Annotated in this window: 14 protein-coding genes; 4 read left to right on the forward strand and 10 right to left on the reverse strand. The window is 63.1% G+C overall.

Translation table 11 applies throughout. The annotated features are described in order from the left end of the window. From NKH78_RS17525 to NKH78_RS17535, 3 genes are all read right to left on the reverse strand, one after another. Positions 1–1,008 (reverse strand): ABC transporter permease subunit, encoded by a 1,008-nt coding sequence (locus tag NKH78_RS17525; RefSeq protein WP_254816243.1) that lies wholly within the window; start codon positions 1,006–1,008, stop codon positions 1–3. Positions 1,009–1,066: 58 nt separating this feature from the next. Further along, positions 1,067–2,659, reverse strand: a complete 1,593-nt coding sequence (locus NKH78_RS17530; RefSeq protein WP_352739382.1) for an ABC transporter substrate-binding protein — start codon at positions 2,657–2,659, stop codon at positions 1,067–1,069. 165 nt (positions 2,660–2,824) lie between these two features. Then, on the reverse strand, positions 2,825–3,454 hold the full coding sequence (locus NKH78_RS17535; protein WP_352739380.1) for a hypothetical protein: 630 nt from the start codon (positions 3,452–3,454) through the stop codon (positions 2,825–2,827). Positions 3,455–3,470: 16 nt separating this feature from the next. Here NKH78_RS17535 and NKH78_RS17540 point away from each other — a divergent pair, with 16 nt between their 5' ends. After that, positions 3,471–5,102: a long-chain-fatty-acid--CoA ligase gene (locus NKH78_RS17540; RefSeq protein WP_352739378.1), complete on the forward strand. Its 1,632-nt coding sequence runs from the start codon at positions 3,471–3,473 to the stop codon at positions 5,100–5,102. 7 nt (positions 5,103–5,109) lie between these two features. Next, positions 5,110–5,844, forward strand: a complete 735-nt coding sequence (locus tag NKH78_RS17545; RefSeq protein ID WP_352739376.1) for a class I SAM-dependent methyltransferase — start codon at positions 5,110–5,112, stop codon at positions 5,842–5,844. On the opposite strand, the gene NKH78_RS17550 is transcribed toward NKH78_RS17545, so the two are convergent. The 3 genes from NKH78_RS17550 to NKH78_RS17560 form a co-directional block, all read right to left on the reverse strand. Continuing rightward, positions 5,828–6,550 (reverse strand): HAD family hydrolase, encoded by a 723-nt coding sequence (locus tag NKH78_RS17550; protein WP_352506078.1) that lies wholly within the window; start codon positions 6,548–6,550, stop codon positions 5,828–5,830. The two genes, NKH78_RS17545 and NKH78_RS17550, sit on opposite strands and share 17 nt — an antisense overlap. 5 nt (positions 6,551–6,555) lie before the next feature. Then, the gene (gene pgi / locus NKH78_RS17555; RefSeq protein WP_352739374.1) at positions 6,556–8,199 is read right to left on the reverse strand and encodes a glucose-6-phosphate isomerase; all 1,644 of its coding nucleotides are present in this window, start codon (positions 8,197–8,199) and stop codon (positions 6,556–6,558) included. A 93-nt stretch (positions 8,200–8,292) separates the two neighbouring features. Further along, a complete protein-coding gene (locus NKH78_RS17560; RefSeq protein WP_254816186.1) occupies positions 8,293–8,448 on the reverse strand; it encodes a hypothetical protein in 156 nt (51 codons plus the stop codon). A 5-nt stretch (positions 8,449–8,453) separates the two neighbouring features. On the opposite strand from NKH78_RS17560, the gene pdxR reads away from it, so the two are divergent. Both pdxR and NKH78_RS17570 read left to right on the forward strand, forming a co-directional pair. Further along, positions 8,454–9,947 (forward strand): MocR-like pyridoxine biosynthesis transcription factor PdxR, encoded by a 1,494-nt coding sequence (gene pdxR, locus NKH78_RS17565; RefSeq protein WP_352702400.1) that lies wholly within the window; start codon positions 8,454–8,456, stop codon positions 9,945–9,947. A 192-nt stretch (positions 9,948–10,139) separates the two neighbouring features. Further along, positions 10,140–11,729: a trimethylamine methyltransferase family protein gene (locus NKH78_RS17570; protein ID WP_352702402.1), complete on the forward strand. Its 1,590-nt coding sequence runs from the start codon at positions 10,140–10,142 to the stop codon at positions 11,727–11,729. Between the two features lie 3 nt (positions 11,730–11,732). On the opposite strand, the gene chrA is transcribed toward NKH78_RS17570, so the two are convergent. From chrA to NKH78_RS17590, 4 genes are all read right to left on the reverse strand, one after another. Continuing rightward, the gene (gene chrA, locus NKH78_RS17575) at positions 11,733–13,121 is read right to left on the reverse strand and encodes a chromate efflux transporter (RefSeq protein WP_352739371.1); all 1,389 of its coding nucleotides are present in this window, start codon (positions 13,119–13,121) and stop codon (positions 11,733–11,735) included. Continuing rightward, on the reverse strand, positions 13,118–13,951 hold the full coding sequence (locus tag NKH78_RS17580; RefSeq protein WP_352739369.1) for a chromate resistance protein ChrB domain-containing protein: 834 nt from the start codon (positions 13,949–13,951) through the stop codon (positions 13,118–13,120). The genes chrA and NKH78_RS17580 overlap by 4 nt, the downstream gene beginning before the upstream one ends. Before the next feature lie 271 nt (positions 13,952–14,222). After that, the gene (locus NKH78_RS17585; protein ID WP_352739367.1) at positions 14,223–16,028 is read right to left on the reverse strand and encodes an IlvD/Edd family dehydratase; all 1,806 of its coding nucleotides are present in this window, start codon (positions 16,026–16,028) and stop codon (positions 14,223–14,225) included. 232 nt (positions 16,029–16,260) lie between these two features. Next, positions 16,261–17,445 carry an Mrp/NBP35 family ATP-binding protein gene (locus tag NKH78_RS17590; RefSeq protein ID WP_254816180.1) on the reverse strand — a complete coding sequence of 395 codons (1,185 nt, stop codon included), beginning with the start codon at positions 17,443–17,445 and terminating at the stop codon, positions 16,261–16,263. Positions 17,446–17,468: the final 23 nt, after the last annotated feature.

Here is a 17,468-nt window from a genome sequence, read left to right on the forward strand (position 1 = left end):
TCACTGCACCCGGATGCGCGGATTGATGACGGCGTAGAGCACGTCGACGATCAGGTTCACCGCCATGACGATCAGCGCGATGATCAGCAATCCGCTCTGCACGACGACATAGTCGCGCTTGCCGATGGCGTCGATCATCCATTTGCCGATGCCTGGCCAGGAAAAAATGGTTTCGGTCAGAATGGCGCCTGCCATCAACGTGCCGACCTGCAGTCCAATGGTGGTGACCACTGGGATCAGCGCGTTGCGAAAAGCATGCAGCCCGATGACACGGCGCGGCGCCAGGCCCTTGGCACGCGCGGTGCGGACATAGTCCTCGCCCAGCACCTCGAGCATCGCCGAGCGCGTCTGGCGCGCTATGACGGCGAGCGGGATCGTCGCCAGCACGATCGATGGCAGGATCAGATGGCTGACGGCGGATTTGAAAGCGCCGCTCCTGCCGGAGATCAGGCTGTCGATGAGCATGAACCCGGTCGTCGGCCTGAAGAAATACTGCAGGCCGATACGGCCGGAAACCGGCGTCCAGCCGAGATAGCCGGAGAAGAAGATAATGAGCAGCAGCCCCCACCAGAAGATCGGCATCGAATAGCCGGTCAGCGCGACACCCATCGTCGCCTGGTCGAACCAGGAGCCCCGCTTGACCGCAGCGAAAATGCCGGCAGGGATGCCAAGCAGGATGGCGATGATCAACGCCACCGTCGCCAGTTCCAGCGTGGCCGGAAACAGCGCCTGGAATTCGCCGAGCACTGGCCGCTTGGTGGCAATGGATATGCCGAAATCGCCGGTGAGGACCCTGCCGATATATTCCAGGTACTGGATGACATAGGGCCGGTTGTAGCCAAACTGCTCGATGAGCTGGGCGTAGCGTTCGGGGCTGACGCCGCGCTCGCCGGCCAGGGCCAGGATGGGATCGCCGGGCAGAAGCCGGACGAAAGCGAACGCCGCCAGCGATATGCCGAACACGGTCGGGATGATCAAAGCGAGCTTGTGGAGGAGATAACGGAGCATCTTGCTTCATAGAACGGCGGCGCGGGAAGTCCAGCGCCGCCGTTCAATTTCTCAGGACTTATTCGGTGACGTCGACGCCGTCAAACCGATGAATGCCGAGCGGGTCCATAACGAAGCCGGACACCTTCTTGTTCATCGGCATGAAGACCTTGGAGTGGGCGATGGTCAGCCACGGAGCCTCACGCTTGAACACCACCTGAGCTTCCTCGTAGATCTTGGTGCGCTCGGCGACGTCCGTCGTTGCCTTGCCTTTTTTCAGCAAGGCTTCAAATTCCTGGTTGCACCAGATCGCATAATTGGACTGGCCGATGGCATCGCAACCGAGCAGGAAAAAGAAGTTGTCCGGATCGCCATTGTCACCGGTCCAGCCCAGTTGGAAGGCGCCGTCGCGATCCTTAGCCTTGCCGCGCTGGCGATACTCGGTCCATTCGTAGCTGACGATCTCCGCCTTGACGCCGACGGCGGCATAGTCGGCCTGGATCAACTCGGCAACGCGCTGGGCGTTCGGGTTGTAGGGGCGGCTGACCGGCATAGCCCAGATCTTCATCGACAGATCCTTGACGCCGGCGTCGGCCAGCATTTTCTTGGCCGCCTCTGGATCATAGGGATCGTCCTTGATGTCCTTGTTATAGGACCACATGGTCGGCGGGATCGGGTTGATGGCCGGCGTGCCGGCGCCCTGATAGACCGCGTCGATGATCGCCTTCTTGTTTACCGCCATGTTGAGGGCCTTGCGGACCTCAACCTTATCGAAGGGCGGCTGCGTTGTGTTGTAGGCCATGTAGCCAATATTCAGGCCTTCCTGCTCATCGACCTTGAGGTTCGTGTCGGCCTGCAGTCCGGCAATGTCGGCTGGCGCCGGGTACGACATGATATCGCATTCGCCCGCCTTCAGCTTCTGCGCGCGCACGGCGGGATCGGGCGTGATGGCGAAGATCAGATCATCGATCTTCTGGCGGCCGCCATAGTAGCCGTCCCATGCCGCGTAGCGGATGACCGCGTCGACCTGGTAGTCGACGAACTGGAACGGACCGGTGCCGACCGGCTTCTGGGTGAACTGCTGCCTGGTGCCGGCCTTGTCGAGCTGGTCGGCATATTCCTTGGAAACGATCGAGGCGAAATCCATGCCGAGGTCCGGCAGGAACGCGACTTCAGGCTTGTTCAACACGAATTTCACCGTCAGGTCGTCGACCTTGACGATTTCCTTCAGGAGATCGGGGAAGCCCATGCCGGTGAAATATTCCCAGCCGGTGCCTTCCAGATAGCTGTACCACGGGCTTTCTTTCTTCCACTGGCGTTCGAAGGAAAAGATCACGTCGTCGGCGTTGAGGTCGCGCGTCGGCGTGAAATAATCGGTCGTCTGGAATTTCACACCCGGGCGAAGCTTGAAGGTGTATTCGAGACCGTCGTCGGAAACCGTCCAGCTCTCTGCCAGGCCGGGCGAGATGGTGGTCTTGCCATGCTCGAACTCGACCAGGCGCGAATAGATGGTGCGCGACGAGGCGTCGAAGTCGTTGCCGCCGCTCCATGGCGACGGGTCGAAGCCGGCCGGCGAAGCCTCCGAGCAATAAATCAGTTGTTTTGCATTGGCCATGCCGCCGAGGACGCTTGCAGCCAGCAACGCGGCTGCAAAAGTCAGTTTCTTTTTCATTGAGCACTCCCTGATGTTCTTCCAAGCCCCTCTATCAGGCTCGCGAAGGCCGCATATAAGCACCGTTTTTCTAGCTTTGGAACTGCTTGTTTGCCTAACCCACGGGAAGCAGAAAAAAATTCCGGCACGCGGCAAATTGTGGAAAAAACGAGCCGAATCCGCAGATCACGACATTATTAGCGACTTCAATTTTTTGTTGATCGGCGATGCCGCCAATTGTGGGAATCGAGCCTTTCGGTTCAAGAGACGCGCGTCCGAAAACCGGTCGCGGCCGAGAGGTTTGACGGCAAGTCTTACCGCACTCCTGGTGGCGAAGGCTTGCATGGCCGCCGCTTGTGGCAATACATAGATAGATGGGCAGCGTGCCGGATTTTCCCGGGTTTCGGGCATCGCGGCAAGCGTTGGGATATCTTTGTTGATCAGGGCGGTGGTGGCGCGCAAGCATGCCGAAAACAATAAGAAACGATTGAGGGAGCGACAGGTGGCAAAACCGGCAAAGACAACCAGCGCGGCGAAAGCAAAGGCCGAGGCAACATCGAAAGCAGTCAAGTCAAAAGCGGCCGACGCCAAGCCGGCGGCTACCGCGAAGGCAAGCGCGAAGCTGGCGGCGAAGACCACGGCTGGAACGGCTGCTAAACCGGCAACCCGCAAGATGGCGCCTGCTGCAAAGTCTGCCGCCAAGCCGGCGGCGAAGGCAGTGCCGACAGCGCCCCGACCGTCGGCAGGTCCGGCCAAGAGATTACCAAAGGCGATCACGTCGCTGGCCGCCGGCCTGCCGGAAAAACCGTGGCTCAAGAGTTATCCAAAGATCGTGCCGGCCGAGATCGGCGCCCTGCCCGCCAGCTCGATCGGCGACTTTCTCGTCACCGTGTGCAAGCAGTTTGCGAATCGGCCGGCCTTCGTCTGCATGGGCAAATCGATCACCTATGCCGACCTCGAGCGACAGTCGGCCGCCTTCGGCGCCTATCTGCAATCAACGGGGCTGCAGAAGGGCGCGCGCGTCGCACTGATGATGCCGAATGTGCTGCAATATCCGGTGGCGATCATGGCAGTGCTTCGCGCCGGCTATGTCGTGGTCAATATCAATCCGCTCTACACGCCGCGCGAGCTGGAGCACCAGCTCAAGGATTCCGGCGCTCAAGCCATTGTCATCCTCGAAAATTTCGCCTGCACCCTGCAGGCGGTGATCGCCAGGACCGCAGTCAAGCATATCGTGGTCGCCTCGATGGGCGACATGCTAGGCGGGCTCAAGGGAACGATCGTCAACTTCGTTGTACGCCGCGTCAAAAAGATGGTCCCGGCATGGTCGCTGCCCGGCCATGTCAAATTCAGCGCCGCGCTGAAGGCAGGCGCCGGCATGGCCTTCAGGCCCGCAAAGGTCGCGGCCGACGACATCGCCTTCCTGCAATACACAGGCGGCACGACCGGCATCTCCAAGGGCGCGATGCTTTTGCACAGCAACATTTTGGCGAACGTCGCGCAGAACGCGCTGTGGGCTGAAGACGCCTTTACCGTCAAGCCTAAGCCGGCGCATCTGAACTTCCTCTGCGCGCTGCCGCTCTATCACATTTTTGCGCTGACGGCGAACGTGCTGGTAGGCATGCAGCAAGGCGCACAGAATGTCCTCATCCCCAATCCGCGCGACATTCCCGGCTTCGTCAAAGAGCTGCAGAAATACCCGATCCACATCTTTCCGGGCCTCAACACGCTGTTCAATGCGCTGCTCAACAATGAGGATTTTCGCAAGCTCGATTTCAAGCCGCTGATCCTGACGCTGGGTGGCGGCATGCCGGTGCAGAGGGCCATCGCCGAACGCTGGAAGGCGCTGACCGGCTGCCCGATCAGCGAGGCCTATGGGCTTACCGAAACCTCACCGGGGACAACCATCAACAAATTCAGCGACGGCGTTTACACCGGCACGATCGGCCTGCCGCTGCCCTCGACCGAGATCGCCATCCGCGACGACGACGGCAACAATTTGCCGCTCGGCGAAGTCGGCGAAATCTGCATCCGCGGACCGCAAGTGATGGCCGGCTACTGGAACCGGCCGGACGAGACCGCCAAGGTGATGACTGAGGACGGCTTCTTCAAGTCGGGCGACATGGGCTTCATGGACGAGCTTGGCTACACCAAGATCGTCGACCGCAAGAAGGACATGATCCTGGTTTCCGGCTTCAACGTCTATCCGAACGAACTCGAGGAAGTGGTGGCGCAGCATCCGGGCGTACTCGAAGTGGCGGCGATCGGCGTGCCGGACGAGCATTCGGGTGAAGTGCCGAAGCTGTTCGTCGTCAAGAAGGACCCTGGGCTGACCGCCGAAGCGCTGGCGGCTTATTGCAAAGAGAACCTGACCGGCTACAAACGCCCCAGGCATATCGAGTTCCGCACCGAGCTGCCCAAGACACCGGTCGGCAAGATCCTGCGACGGGCGTTGCGGGGCTAGGCGCAGCTTGAGCGATTGCATCGCCGGCGCCAATGCGGTGGGTATAGGCTCGCGCCCAGATCCGGCAGAGTTCATCCGGGCGAACATGCGGATCGCGGCAGTACCTGCGGTTCCCGAAATTCGGCTTTACACCGCCCATCCGGGAAGCGGGCTCAGGCGGCTTGTCGAGTGGAACCAACACGCTACCGAAGAAGACGGACCTGAACCGGAGCCACCGTATTGGGCCTATGTCTGGGCCGGCGGCGCGGTGCTCGCCCGCTATATTTTCGACCGGCCGGAGACCGTGACCGGCCGTCGCGTGCTCGACCTCGGCGCCGGCTCGGGCCTCGTCGGCATCGCAGCGGCAAAAGCCGGCGCAAGCGCGGTGATCGCGGCCGAGATCGACCGCAACGGCGTTGCCGCGATCGGCCTCAATGCGATGGCGAACGGCGTTGTGATTGCGACGATCGGCGGGGACATAACCAGCGGTCCGCCGCCACCGGTGGATGTCGTGGTGGTCGGCGACCTGTTTTACGCCCATGATCTTGCCGGCCGGGTCGTTCCCTTCCTCGACCGCTGCCTCGCTGCCGGCATCGAGGTGCTGGTCGGCGATCCGGGCCGCGCCTATCTGCCCCGCTCGCGGCTTCGCCTGCTGGCCGAATACGAGGTGGCGGATGTCGGCGAAGGCAGGAATGCGGCGATGAAACCGAGTGGCGTGTTCTCGTTCGGACAGTTTAGCTGCGAGTCTAGACCGTCTCGCTGACTCGGGCCGCAAGAAAATCGGGCAGATCGGCAACTGAATCGAGGATGACGTCGGCGATCTGCGACAGCGATTCCCGTGTGCCGGTGCCGGACAGCACGCCGATCGCCAGGCCACAGCCGCCGGCCCGCGCCATCTCCAGATCGTGGCGATTGTCGCCGACCATTGCGATCGTCGCCGGCCTGAGCCCTGTCAGATCCGAGAAGGCAAGGATCGTATCCGGCGCCGGTTTTGGATTGGCCACCGCATCGTAACCATAGGCGGCGTCGAAAAGCTGCGCGACGCCGAGAGTGACCAAGGTCTTTTCCGCGCCGCTGGTCGAGTCGTTGGTGGCGACGCCAAGCCGGTAGGATTTTCTGTGAAGCAGGCCAAGCGTCTCGACCACACCCGGCAGCGCCACCGCCATTGCCGATCCCTGCGCCGAAGTGATGGCGTTGAAGCGGGCGACGGCAAGCATCTGGTCCTCGTCTGACAGCCGTGGAAACCACAGCTCGACGACGTCCATGTTGGTCCCCGAGGCAAAAATCGAATCCGGCTTGAAGCGCTTGCTGGCGAAGTCGAAGCCCGCCGCCGCAAGCAGCCTGTCTGCTTTCCAGCGATCGCCTTCGGCCGCATCCATCGCCATGAAGTCGGCGATGCCCAGCCATGTCGCGTTGAAATCTACGAGCGTGCCGTCCTTGTCGAACAATATTCCCTTGATGTCCGCCAAGCTTTTCACTCCGGGCCGCGCAAGCGGTGAATGTATTCCACCAGTCCGGCAGTCGAGGCGTCCCGCTTTGCGGCGTTCTCCTTGCCTTCAACGACGGGCAGCAGCCCGGTCGCCAGTTCCTTGCCGAGTTCGACGCCCCATTGATCGAAGGAGTTGATGTTGAACAGCGTGCCTTCGACGAAGACGCGGTGCTCGTAGAGCGCAATCAGCCGTCCGAACGTGTGGGGGTCGAGCTTTCTGTAGAGGATCGTCACCGAGGGGCGGTCGCCGGAGAAGACGCGGTGCGGAGCAATCCTGTCGACATCAGCCGGCTTCATGCCTTTCGCCAGCATCTGTGCGCGGGCTTCCTCCAGTGTGCGGCCCTTCATGAAGGCTTCCGACTGCGCCAGGCAATTGGCGAGCAGAAGGTCGTGGTGATGCTTCAGTTCCGGCTCGTGGCCGACGGCAGCGGCGAGGAATTCGACCGGAATGAAATCGGTGCCCTGATGCAGAAGCTGGAAGAAGGCGTGCTGGCCATTGGTGCCGGGCTCACCCCAGACCAGCGGGCCGGTCGGCGTCGTCACAGCGCCGCCGTCCAGGGTGACGCTCTTGCCGTTCGATTCCATGTCGAGCTGCTGCAGATAGGCCGGGAGCCTGGACAGACGCTGATCGTAAGGGATGACGGCGCGAGCGGGGTATTTGCAGATCACGCGGTGCCACCAGCCGATCAGCCCCATCAGCGCCGGCAGGTTCTTCGCCAGCGGCGCGGTGCGGAAATGCTCGTCCATCTCATGGGCGCCGTCGAGAAAGGCGCGAAAATCCTTCGGGCCGATGGCGATCATCACCGGCAGGCCGATCGCACCCCAGACGGAATAGCGGCCGCCAACCCAGTCCCAGAAGCCGAAGACGCGATCGGGCGCGATGCCGAACTTGTCGACCAGGTCGAGCGCCGTCGAGACGGCGGCGAAATGCTTGCCGACCGCTTCCTTGCCGAGCGCCTTCTCAACCCATCCGCGCGCGGTCTCGGCATTGGTCATAGTTTCGACCGTGGTGAAGGTCTTGGAGGCGATGATGAACAGGGTGGTTTCGGCGGAAAGACCCTTCAGCGTGTCGTGGATATGGGCACCGTCGATATTGGATACGTAATGCGCGCGCGGCCCGTCATGATAGGGCGCCAGCGCCAGCGTCGCCATGGCAGGGCCGAGATCGGAGCCGCCGATGCCGATGTTGACGATGTCGGTGATCTTCTTGCCGGTCGCGCCGGCCGCCTTGCCGGAACGCACCGCGTCGGCGAAGGCACCCATCGCGTCGAGTACGGCAAGGACTTCCGCCTTCACGTCCTGGCCGTCGAGCACGATGCCTTTGCCGGTCAGGTTGCGCAGCGCCGTGTGCAGCACGGCGCGGCCTTCGGTGACATTGATCTTCTTGCCGGCAAACATCGCGTCGCGCCGGCCTTCGAGGTCGGCGGCCTCAGCCAGCTTCTCCAGCAACTCCATCGTCCGCGCATCGACCGCACATTTCGACCAGTCGAGCAGCACGTCGCCGTCGCTGGCGGAGAATTTCGCGAAGCGCTGCGGATCGGCGGCGAAAGCCTCGCGCATCGAGCCCGATTTGGCCGCACGATGATCGCGCAACGCGCCGAGCTGCTTTTGAAAGGACGGTTGATCCACTGCCTCGCTCCGGTTCTTGAGGTGCATCTTATCAGGCCGGATGTTTCCGGCGCGTGTCGTCGCGGCAAACTATCGGGTCGAATTCCATCTGTTTCAATGCGCAGCGATGCCGCAGCGCAGCGCGGGCCGGCGCAAAGGATCACTGGCATAAATCCCAGCGATCAGAAAAATTGATTGGCGCAACACCTTGTGCCACCGGTACATTCGACTGGTCCAGCCAAGTGAAAAAAGCTGGCCATCGAGGAACATCTCCCATGCCACAGCGAAACGACACGGCCATATGGTCCGGCCTGTTCCGGATTTCGGCGGACTCCGGTCAGACCCTGCAGGCGCAGATCCGCCAGGCGATCGTCGCCGCCATCCTCGACCGGCAGATCGCGGCTTCGATGCCGCTTCCGTCCTGCCGGATTCTTGCCGAAAAACTCGGCGTGGCGCGGGGCACCGTGGTGCTGGCCTTCCAGCAGCTGGTCGACCAGGGCTTCCTGGTGGCGCGCGAGCGCCGCGGCCATTTTGTCAATCCCGAGGTGCTGGCGACGCCGGCCAAGCCGCACCAGAAGGCGCCCGACCAGGCCAACGAGATCGACTGGAAGGCGCGCCGGCAGATCGCGGCGAGCGACATGCCGCCGCCGGCCAAGCACGACAACTGGATCAAGTCGTCCTACCCCTTCGTCTACGGCCAGTTCGACCCGGCGCTGTTCCCGACCGCCGAATGGCGCGAGTGCAACCGCATGGCGCTGGCGGTGCTCGAAATCCGCAACTGGGCATCCGACATGGTCGACCGCGACGATCCGCTCCTGATCGAGCAGATCCAGGCCCGGCTGCTGCCGCGGCGCGGCATCTTCGCCAATCCGGACGAGATCATCGTGACGCTGGGCGCGCAGAACGCGCTTTACATGCTGGCCACGCTTTTGATGACGAAGGGCTCCAAGGTGGCGATGGAAGACCCCGGCTATCCCGATGCACGCTCGATCTTCCGGCTGGCCGGCGCCGATATCCAGCCGGTTCCAGTCGACCCCTCCGGCATCGTAACCTCTGCCATTCCCAGTGATTCCGGCTTCGTCTTCGTCACGCCCAGCCACCATTGCCCGACCATGGTGCCGCTGTCGGCGGAGCGGCGGCAGGATCTTCTGGCGCGCGCCAACCGGCACAACCAGATCATCATCGAGGACGGCTATGACAGCCAGCTCCTGGACGAGGCGCCGCAGCAGGCGCTGAAGAGCCTCGATCGGTCCGGCCGCGTCGTCTACGTCGGCTCGATGTCGAAGACGCTGGCTCCCGGCCTCAGGCTCGGCTACATCGTCGCCTCGGCCGGGCTGATCTCCGAGCTTCGGGCGCTGCGCCGCTTCATGCTGCGCCATCCGCCGGCCAACAACCAGCGCGCCGTGGCGCTCTTCCTGTCGCTCGGCCATCACGAGGCGCTGGTGCGGCGGCTGTCGAGCGCCTTCGACGAGAGGCGCAAGCGTCTGGTCCATGCGATTTCCGCCTTCCTGCCTGAATGGCGCTCGACCGATTCGGCCGGCGGTACGTCGCTCTGGCTCGAGGGGCCGCGCGGCACCGATTCGCGCGGACTGGCGGAGGCCGCAGCCTCGCGCAGCGTCATCATCGAGCCCGGCGACCGCTTCTTCGATCGTACCGAAAAGCCATCGCGTTTCATGCGCTTGGGCATTTCCTCGATCGCGTTGCAGCACATCGAACCCGGCATCCGCGAACTGGCGACGGCAGCTGGACGCAGGCCGGCAGCGGCCTGATCTCCCTTCCCCGACCGGAGCCTGGCGCATGTAGTGCGGCTCCGGTTCTTTAGCTCCTTGGCATATGCGACGGGATCGGCTGGCACATAGGCTGTGCCAATGCCGGCGGCATAGTCGGAGTATAGGGGACGAAGCAGGCAGATGGTGGACCAACCGCCGCGCCCGCTCCGCAGCTAAAGTTGGAGTGCCTTCATGCCAATGGCCCATGAGAAGCAGGACGTGTCCGCAGACCAGCGTTCGCGGCGGTCCGGCGGGCGCGAGGCGCGCCGCGCCATGCGGGCGGCGCCGCTTGCCGACGACGTCAAGCCGGTGCGCGCCGGCCTCGAAGGCGGAAGCTACAGCCCGCTCAGCGGCAGCGATTGCGAACGTATCCACGAGGCCGTGCTTACCCTTCTGGAGACGGTCGGCTTCGCCAATGCCATCCCCTCCTGCATCGAGGCGCTGACCAAGGCGGGCGCGACCCTCGGTGAGGACGGCCGCCTGCGCTTTCCTCGCGGCCTTGTGCTCGAGACCATCAAGAAAGCGGCGCGGCATTTCACCCTGCACGGCCAGGATCCGAAGCACGACATGGTGATCCAGGGCAAGCGTGTGCATTACGGCACGGCTGGTGCTGCGGTGCATCTTGTCGATGTCGAAAAGCGTGAGTATCGCGAGTCGCTGCTGCAGGACATTTACGATGCCGCGCGCCTGGTCGAAGGGCTCGACAACATCCATTTCTTCCAGCGGCCAATGGTGCCGCGCGACATTCCCGACCCGCTCGATATGGATTTCAACACGCTCTACGCCTGCGTCATGGGCACGTCGAAGCATGTCGGGACCTCGTTTACCGTGCGCGAGAACGTCAAGCCGGCGCTCGACATGCTCTATGCGATCGCGGGCGGCGAAGCGAATTTTCGCGCCCGGCCTTTCGTCTCCAATTCGAACTGCTTCGTCGTGCCGCCGATGAAATTTGCCGAGGACGCCTGCGGCGTTCTCGAAGCCTGTGTCGAGGGCGGCATTCCGATCCTGCTGCTGTCGGCAGGACAGGCGGGTGCGACGGCACCGGCGGCGATTGCCGGCGCCGTGGTGCAGGCGGTCGCCGAAGTGCTCGTCGGCCTCATCTACGTCAACGCCATCAAGCCCGGCCATCCAGCGATCTTCGGCACCTGGCCGTTTGTCTCGGATCTCAGGACCGGCGCCATGTCGGGCGGTTCGGCCGAGCAGGCGGTGCTGACCGCGGCCTGCGCGCAGATGGCGCAATTCTACGACCTGCCGGGCGGTTCGGCCGCCGGCATGACAGATTCGAAACTGCCTGACATTCAGTCCGGCTACGAAAAGGGCATAACCGACGTGATGGCCGGTCTCGCCGGCCTCAACCTGGTCTATGAGTCGGCCGGCATGCATGCCTCGCTGCTCGGCTTCTGCCTGGAGAGCCTGATCATCGACAATGACATGCTCGGCCACTGCCTGCGCTGCGTGCGCGGCATCGAGGTGACGGACGAGTCGCTGTCGATCGACACCATTGCCGATGTCTGCCTGAAAGGGCCGGGCCATTATCTCGGCAACGAGCAGACGCTGCGGCTGATGCAGACCGAATATTTCTATCCGGCCGTCGGCGACCGCTTTTCGCCGAAGGAATGGAATGAGAAAGGCAGGCCCGATATCCTGCAACGGGCGATCATCGAGAAGAAACGCGTGCTTGCCGAACGCTTCCCGCGCCATGTGCCAAAACCGGTCGACGACAAATTGCGCGCCCGCTTCGGCGATATGATCAAGCTGCCGCGCGACAGAATGGGCGGCTGAGCGTTACCCGCTCGCAGCCAGCAACAAGACACCGGCCAGTGCCGATCCGGCGAGCGTCGGCAGCATGCCGATCTTCAGCTTCAGGATGGCGATCATCGAGGCACAGGAAAGCAGCGCCGCGCGCCAGTCTATCGATGAAAGCACCGGCACGTCCATTCCAAGCCCGACATTGCGCACTTCGCCGAAGATGACGTGCAAGCCGAACCATAGAGCGAGATTCATGATGACGCCGACGACGGCGGCGGTGATCGCACCGAGCGCCGCCGACAGTGCCTTGTTGCCGCGCAGCGCTTCGATGTAGGGCGCGCCAAGGAATATCCACAGGAAACATGGGGTAAACGTCGCCCACAGCGTAAGCAGCGCTCCAAACAATCCGGCAAGAAGCGGCGCGAGCGCGCCGGAGTGGCGGAAGGCGGCGACGAAGCCGACGAACTGCAAGACCAGGATGAGCGGACCCGGCGTGGTTTCGGCAAGTCCGAGGCCGTCGACCATTTCACCCGGGGCGAGCCAGCCGAAGGATTCGACCGCTGCCTGCGCGACATAGGCAAGGACGGCGTAGGCGCCGCCGAAGGTGACGACCGCCATGACACTGAAAAAGCCACCGATTTGCGTCCATACGCTGGCAGAGCCGGTGACAGCCCAGACGAGCAGAACAGGCCCGAGCCAGATCGGTAGCCAGATCGCCAAAGTGCGCGGCGCATGCCATCGCGTCGGCCTGACGTGGGTCAGTTCGCCGCGCTCGAACATCAGATCGACCGCGCCCTTAACGTCGGGAACATCGCCCTTGCCATGCGAGACGCCGGAAAAAAATGCCGGCGCACTACGGTTGCCGATCCAGCCTGCCAGCCCGGCAAGCAGGACGATCAGCGGAAACGGCACGTTCAACGCGTAGATGGCGATGAAGGCGGCGAGTGCGATCGACACCATGACGGGGTTTTTCAGCGCGCGTCTGCCGATCCGGATCACCGCCTCGATGACGATGGCGAGCACGGTCGCTTTGACCCCGAAAAACAGCGCCGCGACGAGTGGTACGTCGCCATAGAGCGCATAGAGGCTGCTCAGGACGAGCATGACAAGCGCGCCCGGCATGACGAAGAGAATGCCGGCAACAAGGCCGCCGACCGTTTTGTGCAGCAACCAGCCGATATAGATGGCGAGCTGCTGGGCCTCAGGGCCAGGCAGCAGCATGCAGTAGTTCAACGCATGCAGGAAGCGCTGTTCGCCGATCCAGCGCCGGTCCTCGACCAGTTCCTTGTGCATGAGCGCGATCTGCCCGGCCGGGCCGCCAAAGCTGAGCACCCCGATTTTCGCCCAGACCTTCACGGCCTGCCGGAAGCTCGGCACAACCGGCTCCCGGATCTCCGCCGGCTTTTTCGAAAGGACGGCGCTCACGATGGTTTGCCCGTGCTGACTGCGCCGGCGGCCGGCCAGTTATGCGTCTCCTCGGTGGCATCGCGGCACCAGCGGAAGAACGCATCGTAGAGCAGCATGCCGGCCTCGAGCTGCTCCAGATCGTCGCGAAACATCCGTGACAGGCCAAGCGAGGCGGCCAGGAACCCGGCCGCCTGTGGAACAAGATCGAGGCTCGCAGTATCGGCAGCGCGTATGATCGTGGCCAGGCGATCGAGCGCTTCGGATTTAAACCCGAACTCCTCGATCATGGTGTCGAAGGTGCAGCGTTCGCCGCGGTGGCTCCAGAACACGTTCTCGATGTCGAAAGGCACGGCCTGAAAGCGATCGGCGACGGCCGACACTTCAGCCGGCTCGACGAAGAGAAAGACCGCGTGCGGATCGATGAAGCGTCGGATCAGCCAAGGGCAGGCGATGCGATCGACCTTCGGGCGCGTACGCGTCACCCAAACGGTGCGGCCCTTGGCGTCAACGGGCGGTATCTTGTCGGCGTGAACGAGAAGGCCCTTGGCATCGCGCCATGCTTCAAACCCGCCGTCGAGCGATTCGGCGGCTATGCCCTCGTGGCGCAGCCATGCGGCGACGCCTTGCGAGAGCTTTTTCCCCTGCTGGCAGACGACTGTCACTTGCCTGCCGGCGAAGTCGGCAGCCCAGTTCGAGACAGTCCTGAAATCACGCCGATCCGACCCCGGCAGCAGGCGCGGATCGGAGTTGTAGTCATCATCGATGCGGACGTCGATGACTGCGGGCGCACCTGGCAGCCCAATCAGACGGGATAGTTGCGATACGGTGATAGCGGTTGTTGACGGCATGGCGTCCACCTCCTTGAAAGAGAAGCTTGGACGCGAACGTTGGGCTGACGCCTCACGGGGTCGTCGCGATGCACCCCTTGCGATGATCGTGGATTTGTCACGCTCGCTTGTCAAGCATTTGTCCCTGCTGTCGCAGGACAATCGTTTTTGACAAACGATGGCGTCCAACTCTGTGCCGGGCATTTCTCCCCGTTAGCGGGCTGTTAACGGGGAGAAATGAGGTGACCGCAACACCGGCGACCTGACGGCTGGCCCGTGCGATGGACCCTGGTCAGTGATTGTCCCTCGGCACGCCGCTTGTATGCGCCACATCCTGGTATTTCACCGCCGGCTTCAGCACCATGCCTTCGGAAAACTGGTCGACCATGCCGCGCTGGATTTCCTGCCAGGGCGTCTGGTGCTTCGGATAGTGATAGCCGCCATTGTTCTGCAGCTCGGCGCGGCGCCGCGCGATCTCGTCGTCGCTGACGAGGATGTCGGCGGTGCCCTTGCGCAGGTCGATGCGGACGCGGTCGCCGGTCTTCAGTAGTGCTAAGCCGCCGCCGATGGCGGCTTCCGGCGAGGCGTTGAGGATCGATGGTGAGCCCGACGTGCCCGACTGGCGACCGTCGCCGATGCAGGCCAGCGCGTGGATGCCCTTTTTGATCAGATAGGCAGGCGGCTGCATATTGACGACTTCAGCGCCGCCGGGATAGCCGATCGGACCGGCGCCGCGCATGAACAGGATGGTGTGCTCGTCGATGCCCTGTGCCGGGTCGTCGATGCGGGCGTGATAGTCCTCGGGGCCGTCGAAGACCATGGCGTTGCCCTCGAAGGCTTCGGGGTCCTTCGGGTTCGACAGATAGCGCTCGCGGAACTCGGGCGAGATGCCGCTGGTCTTCATGATCGCCGAATCGAACAGATTGCCCTTGAGATTGATGAAGCCGGCATTGGCTTTCAGCGGCTCGGCAACCGGGCGGATGACGTCGAGGTTCTCGTTAACGGCGCCGCGGCAATTGTCGCCGATGGTCTTGCCGTTAGCGGTCGTGGCTTCCGGATAGGGCAGCAGGCCGCCCTTCATCAGTTCGGCGATCACGGCCGGCACGCCGCCGGCATGGTGATAGTCCTCTCCGAGATATTCGCCCGTCGGCTGCAGATTGACGATGAGCGGTATGTTGAGGCCGACCTTCTGCCAATCGTCATTGTCGAGCGGCACGCCGAGATGGCGGGCGATGGCGTTGAGGTGGATCGGCGCGTTGGTCGAGCCGCCGATCGCCGAGTTGACGACGATGGCGTTCTCGAAGGCCTTACGGGTCATGATGTCGGAGGGCTTCAGATCCTCATGCACCATGTCGACGATGCGCTTTCCGGTCTCGTAGGCGATCTGGCCGCGTTCGCGATAGGGGGCGGGGATAGCGGCCGAGCCCGGCAATTGCATGCCGAGCGCCTCGGCCAGCGAATTCATCGTGGTGGCGGTGCCCATCGTGTTGCAATAGCCGGTCGACGGCGCCGAGGAGGCAACGATATCCATGAACTCGTCATAGCCAATCTCGCCGGCCGACAGGCGCTGGCGCGATTCCCAGACGATAGTGCCGGAGCCGGTGCGCTTGCCCTTGTGCCAGCCGTTGAGCATCGGCCCGACCGAAAGCGCGATAGCCGGGATGTTGACGGTGGCCGCGGCCATCAGCATGGCAGGCGTCGTCTTGTCGCAGCCGATGGTGAGCACCACACCGTCGAGCGGATAGCCGTAGAGCACCTCCACCAGGCTGAGATAGGCAAGGTTGCGATCAAGTGCAGCAGTCGGCCGTTTGCCGGTCTCCTGGATCGGGTGGCAAGGGAACTCGAAAGGGATGCCGCCCATCGAGACAATGCCTTCGCGCACCCGCTTGGCCAGTTCGATGTGGTGGCGGTTGCAGGGCGACAGGTCCGAGCCGGTCTGCGCGATGCCGATCAGCGGCTTGCCGGACATCAGTTCGGCCCGCGTCAGCCCGTAATTCAGGTAACGTTCCAAATAGAGTGCCGTCATGCCCGGATTGTCGGGATTGTCGAACCACTCCTGCGAGCGAAATTTTTTCTTGCTGGTGGGGGCGCCTGCCATCGTGGTCTCCGTATTTGTATGACAAATCGATATGACAACGCGCGGGAGCAGGCAAGGGGCACGCGCCATCCGAATCCGCACTTTGGTGCGATAGACACACATCTGCCTCCGCGCTAGACGGGATCGTGGTTTGTCAGCCGCGCTATCCCGGAAAAGCTGGAACGTGTCGCCGCGGACCTAGCCCCTCCGGCCGCCCTCCCCTCAAGGTCCCACTTGGGGGAGGACATCCGCATCACTCGAACACGATGCTCGGCACTGCAGCCTCGGCCGCGCCGCGCTCTTCATTGACGCGGTCCCAAACCTTGGCGGCGATGTCGCGGTAGATTTTCGCCTCGGCGCCATCGGGTTTCGAGACCACCACCGGCGTGCCAGCATCCGAGCTTTCGCGGATGCCCATCTCGAGCGGCACTTCGCCAAGGAAGGTGACCCCGAGACGCTCGGCCTCGCGGCGCGCGCCGCCATGGCCGAAGATGTCGTAGCGTTTTCCCGTATCGGGGGCGAGAAAATAGCTCATATTTTCGACGATACCCAATAGCGGCACGTCGACCTTTCTGAACATGTTGAGGCCTTTGCGCGCATCGATCAGGGCCAGGTCCTGTGGCGTCGAGACGATGACGGCGCCGGCCAGCGGCACCTGTTGGGCCATGGTCAGCTGGGCGTCGCCGGTGCCGGGCGGCATGTCGACGACGAGCACATCGAGCGGTCCCCATTCGACCTCGCGCAGCATCTGCGTCAATGCCGACATCACCATCGGCCCGCGCCAGATCATCGGCGTCTCCTCATCGACGAGAAAGCCCATCGACATGACCTTGAGGCCATAATTTTGCATCGGTTTCAGGATCTTGCCGTCGACGGTCTGCGGCCTGCCTCGAATGTTGAGCAGACGCGGCATGGAAGGGCCATAAATATCGGCATCGAGCACGCCGACCCGCAGCCCGTTGGCGGCAAGCCCAAGGGCGATATTGACGGCGGTGGTCGACTTGCCGACGCCGCCCTTGCCGGAAGCGACGGCGATGATGGCCTCGATGCCGGGTACGCCGCGCTTGCCCTGGCTGTGCGAGGCAGGCGCCTGCGGGGCGGGACGCGCAGGTGCAGCCGATGGAGCGGGCCTCTGAGCCGGTCTTTGCGGAACCGGCGCCTCCATGCCGCCGCCCTTCTTTTCCGCCGTCAGCGCGACCACGGCGCCGGCGACACCGGGGATCGCCTTGACGACACGTTCGGCCGCCGCACGCAGCGGCTCCATCTCCTGGGCACGGGCAGCGGGAACGGTGATCGAGAAGAACACCTTGGCATCGGCAATGAAAATCTCGGAAACCATGCCGAGGTCGACGATATTGCCGGTGAAATCCGGCCCATTGACCGTCTTCAGGCGCTCGATAACCATTTCCTTGGTCACGTTTTCATGGGCGGCGGGCATGAGTTTTTCCTCTACTTTTCCGC

The sequence above is a fragment of the Mesorhizobium sp. M0910 genome (assembly GCF_040319465.1).
Taxonomy (GTDB): Bacteria; Pseudomonadota; Alphaproteobacteria; order Rhizobiales; family Rhizobiaceae; genus Mesorhizobium.

Bases quoted from the DNA above. Each gene is read 5' to 3' on its own strand.
- NKH78_RS17525 (WP_254816243.1), bottom strand. From the start codon at position 1,008: ATGCTCCGTTATCTCCTCCACAAGCTCGCTTTGATCATCCCGACCGTG.
- NKH78_RS17530 (WP_352739382.1), bottom strand. From the start codon at position 2,659: ATGAAAAAGAAACTGACTTTTGCAGCCGCGTTGCTGGCTGCAAGCGTC.
- NKH78_RS17560 (WP_254816186.1), bottom strand. From the start codon at position 8,448: ATGTTCCTCGATGGCCAGCTTTTTTCACTTGGCTGGACCAGTCGAATG.
- pdxR (WP_352702400.1), top strand. From the start codon at position 8,454: ATGCCACAGCGAAACGACACGGCCATATGGTCCGGCCTGTTCCGGATT.
- NKH78_RS17570 (WP_352702402.1), top strand. From the start codon at position 10,140: ATGCCAATGGCCCATGAGAAGCAGGACGTGTCCGCAGACCAGCGTTCG.
- NKH78_RS17580 (WP_352739369.1), bottom strand. From the start codon at position 13,951: ATGCCGTCAACAACCGCTATCACCGTATCGCAACTATCCCGTCTGATT.
- NKH78_RS17585 (WP_352739367.1), bottom strand. From the start codon at position 16,028: ATGGCAGGCGCCCCCACCAGCAAGAAAAAATTTCGCTCGCAGGAGTGG.
- NKH78_RS17590 (WP_254816180.1), bottom strand. From the start codon at position 17,445: ATGCCCGCCGCCCATGAAAACGTGACCAAGGAAATGGTTATCGAGCGC.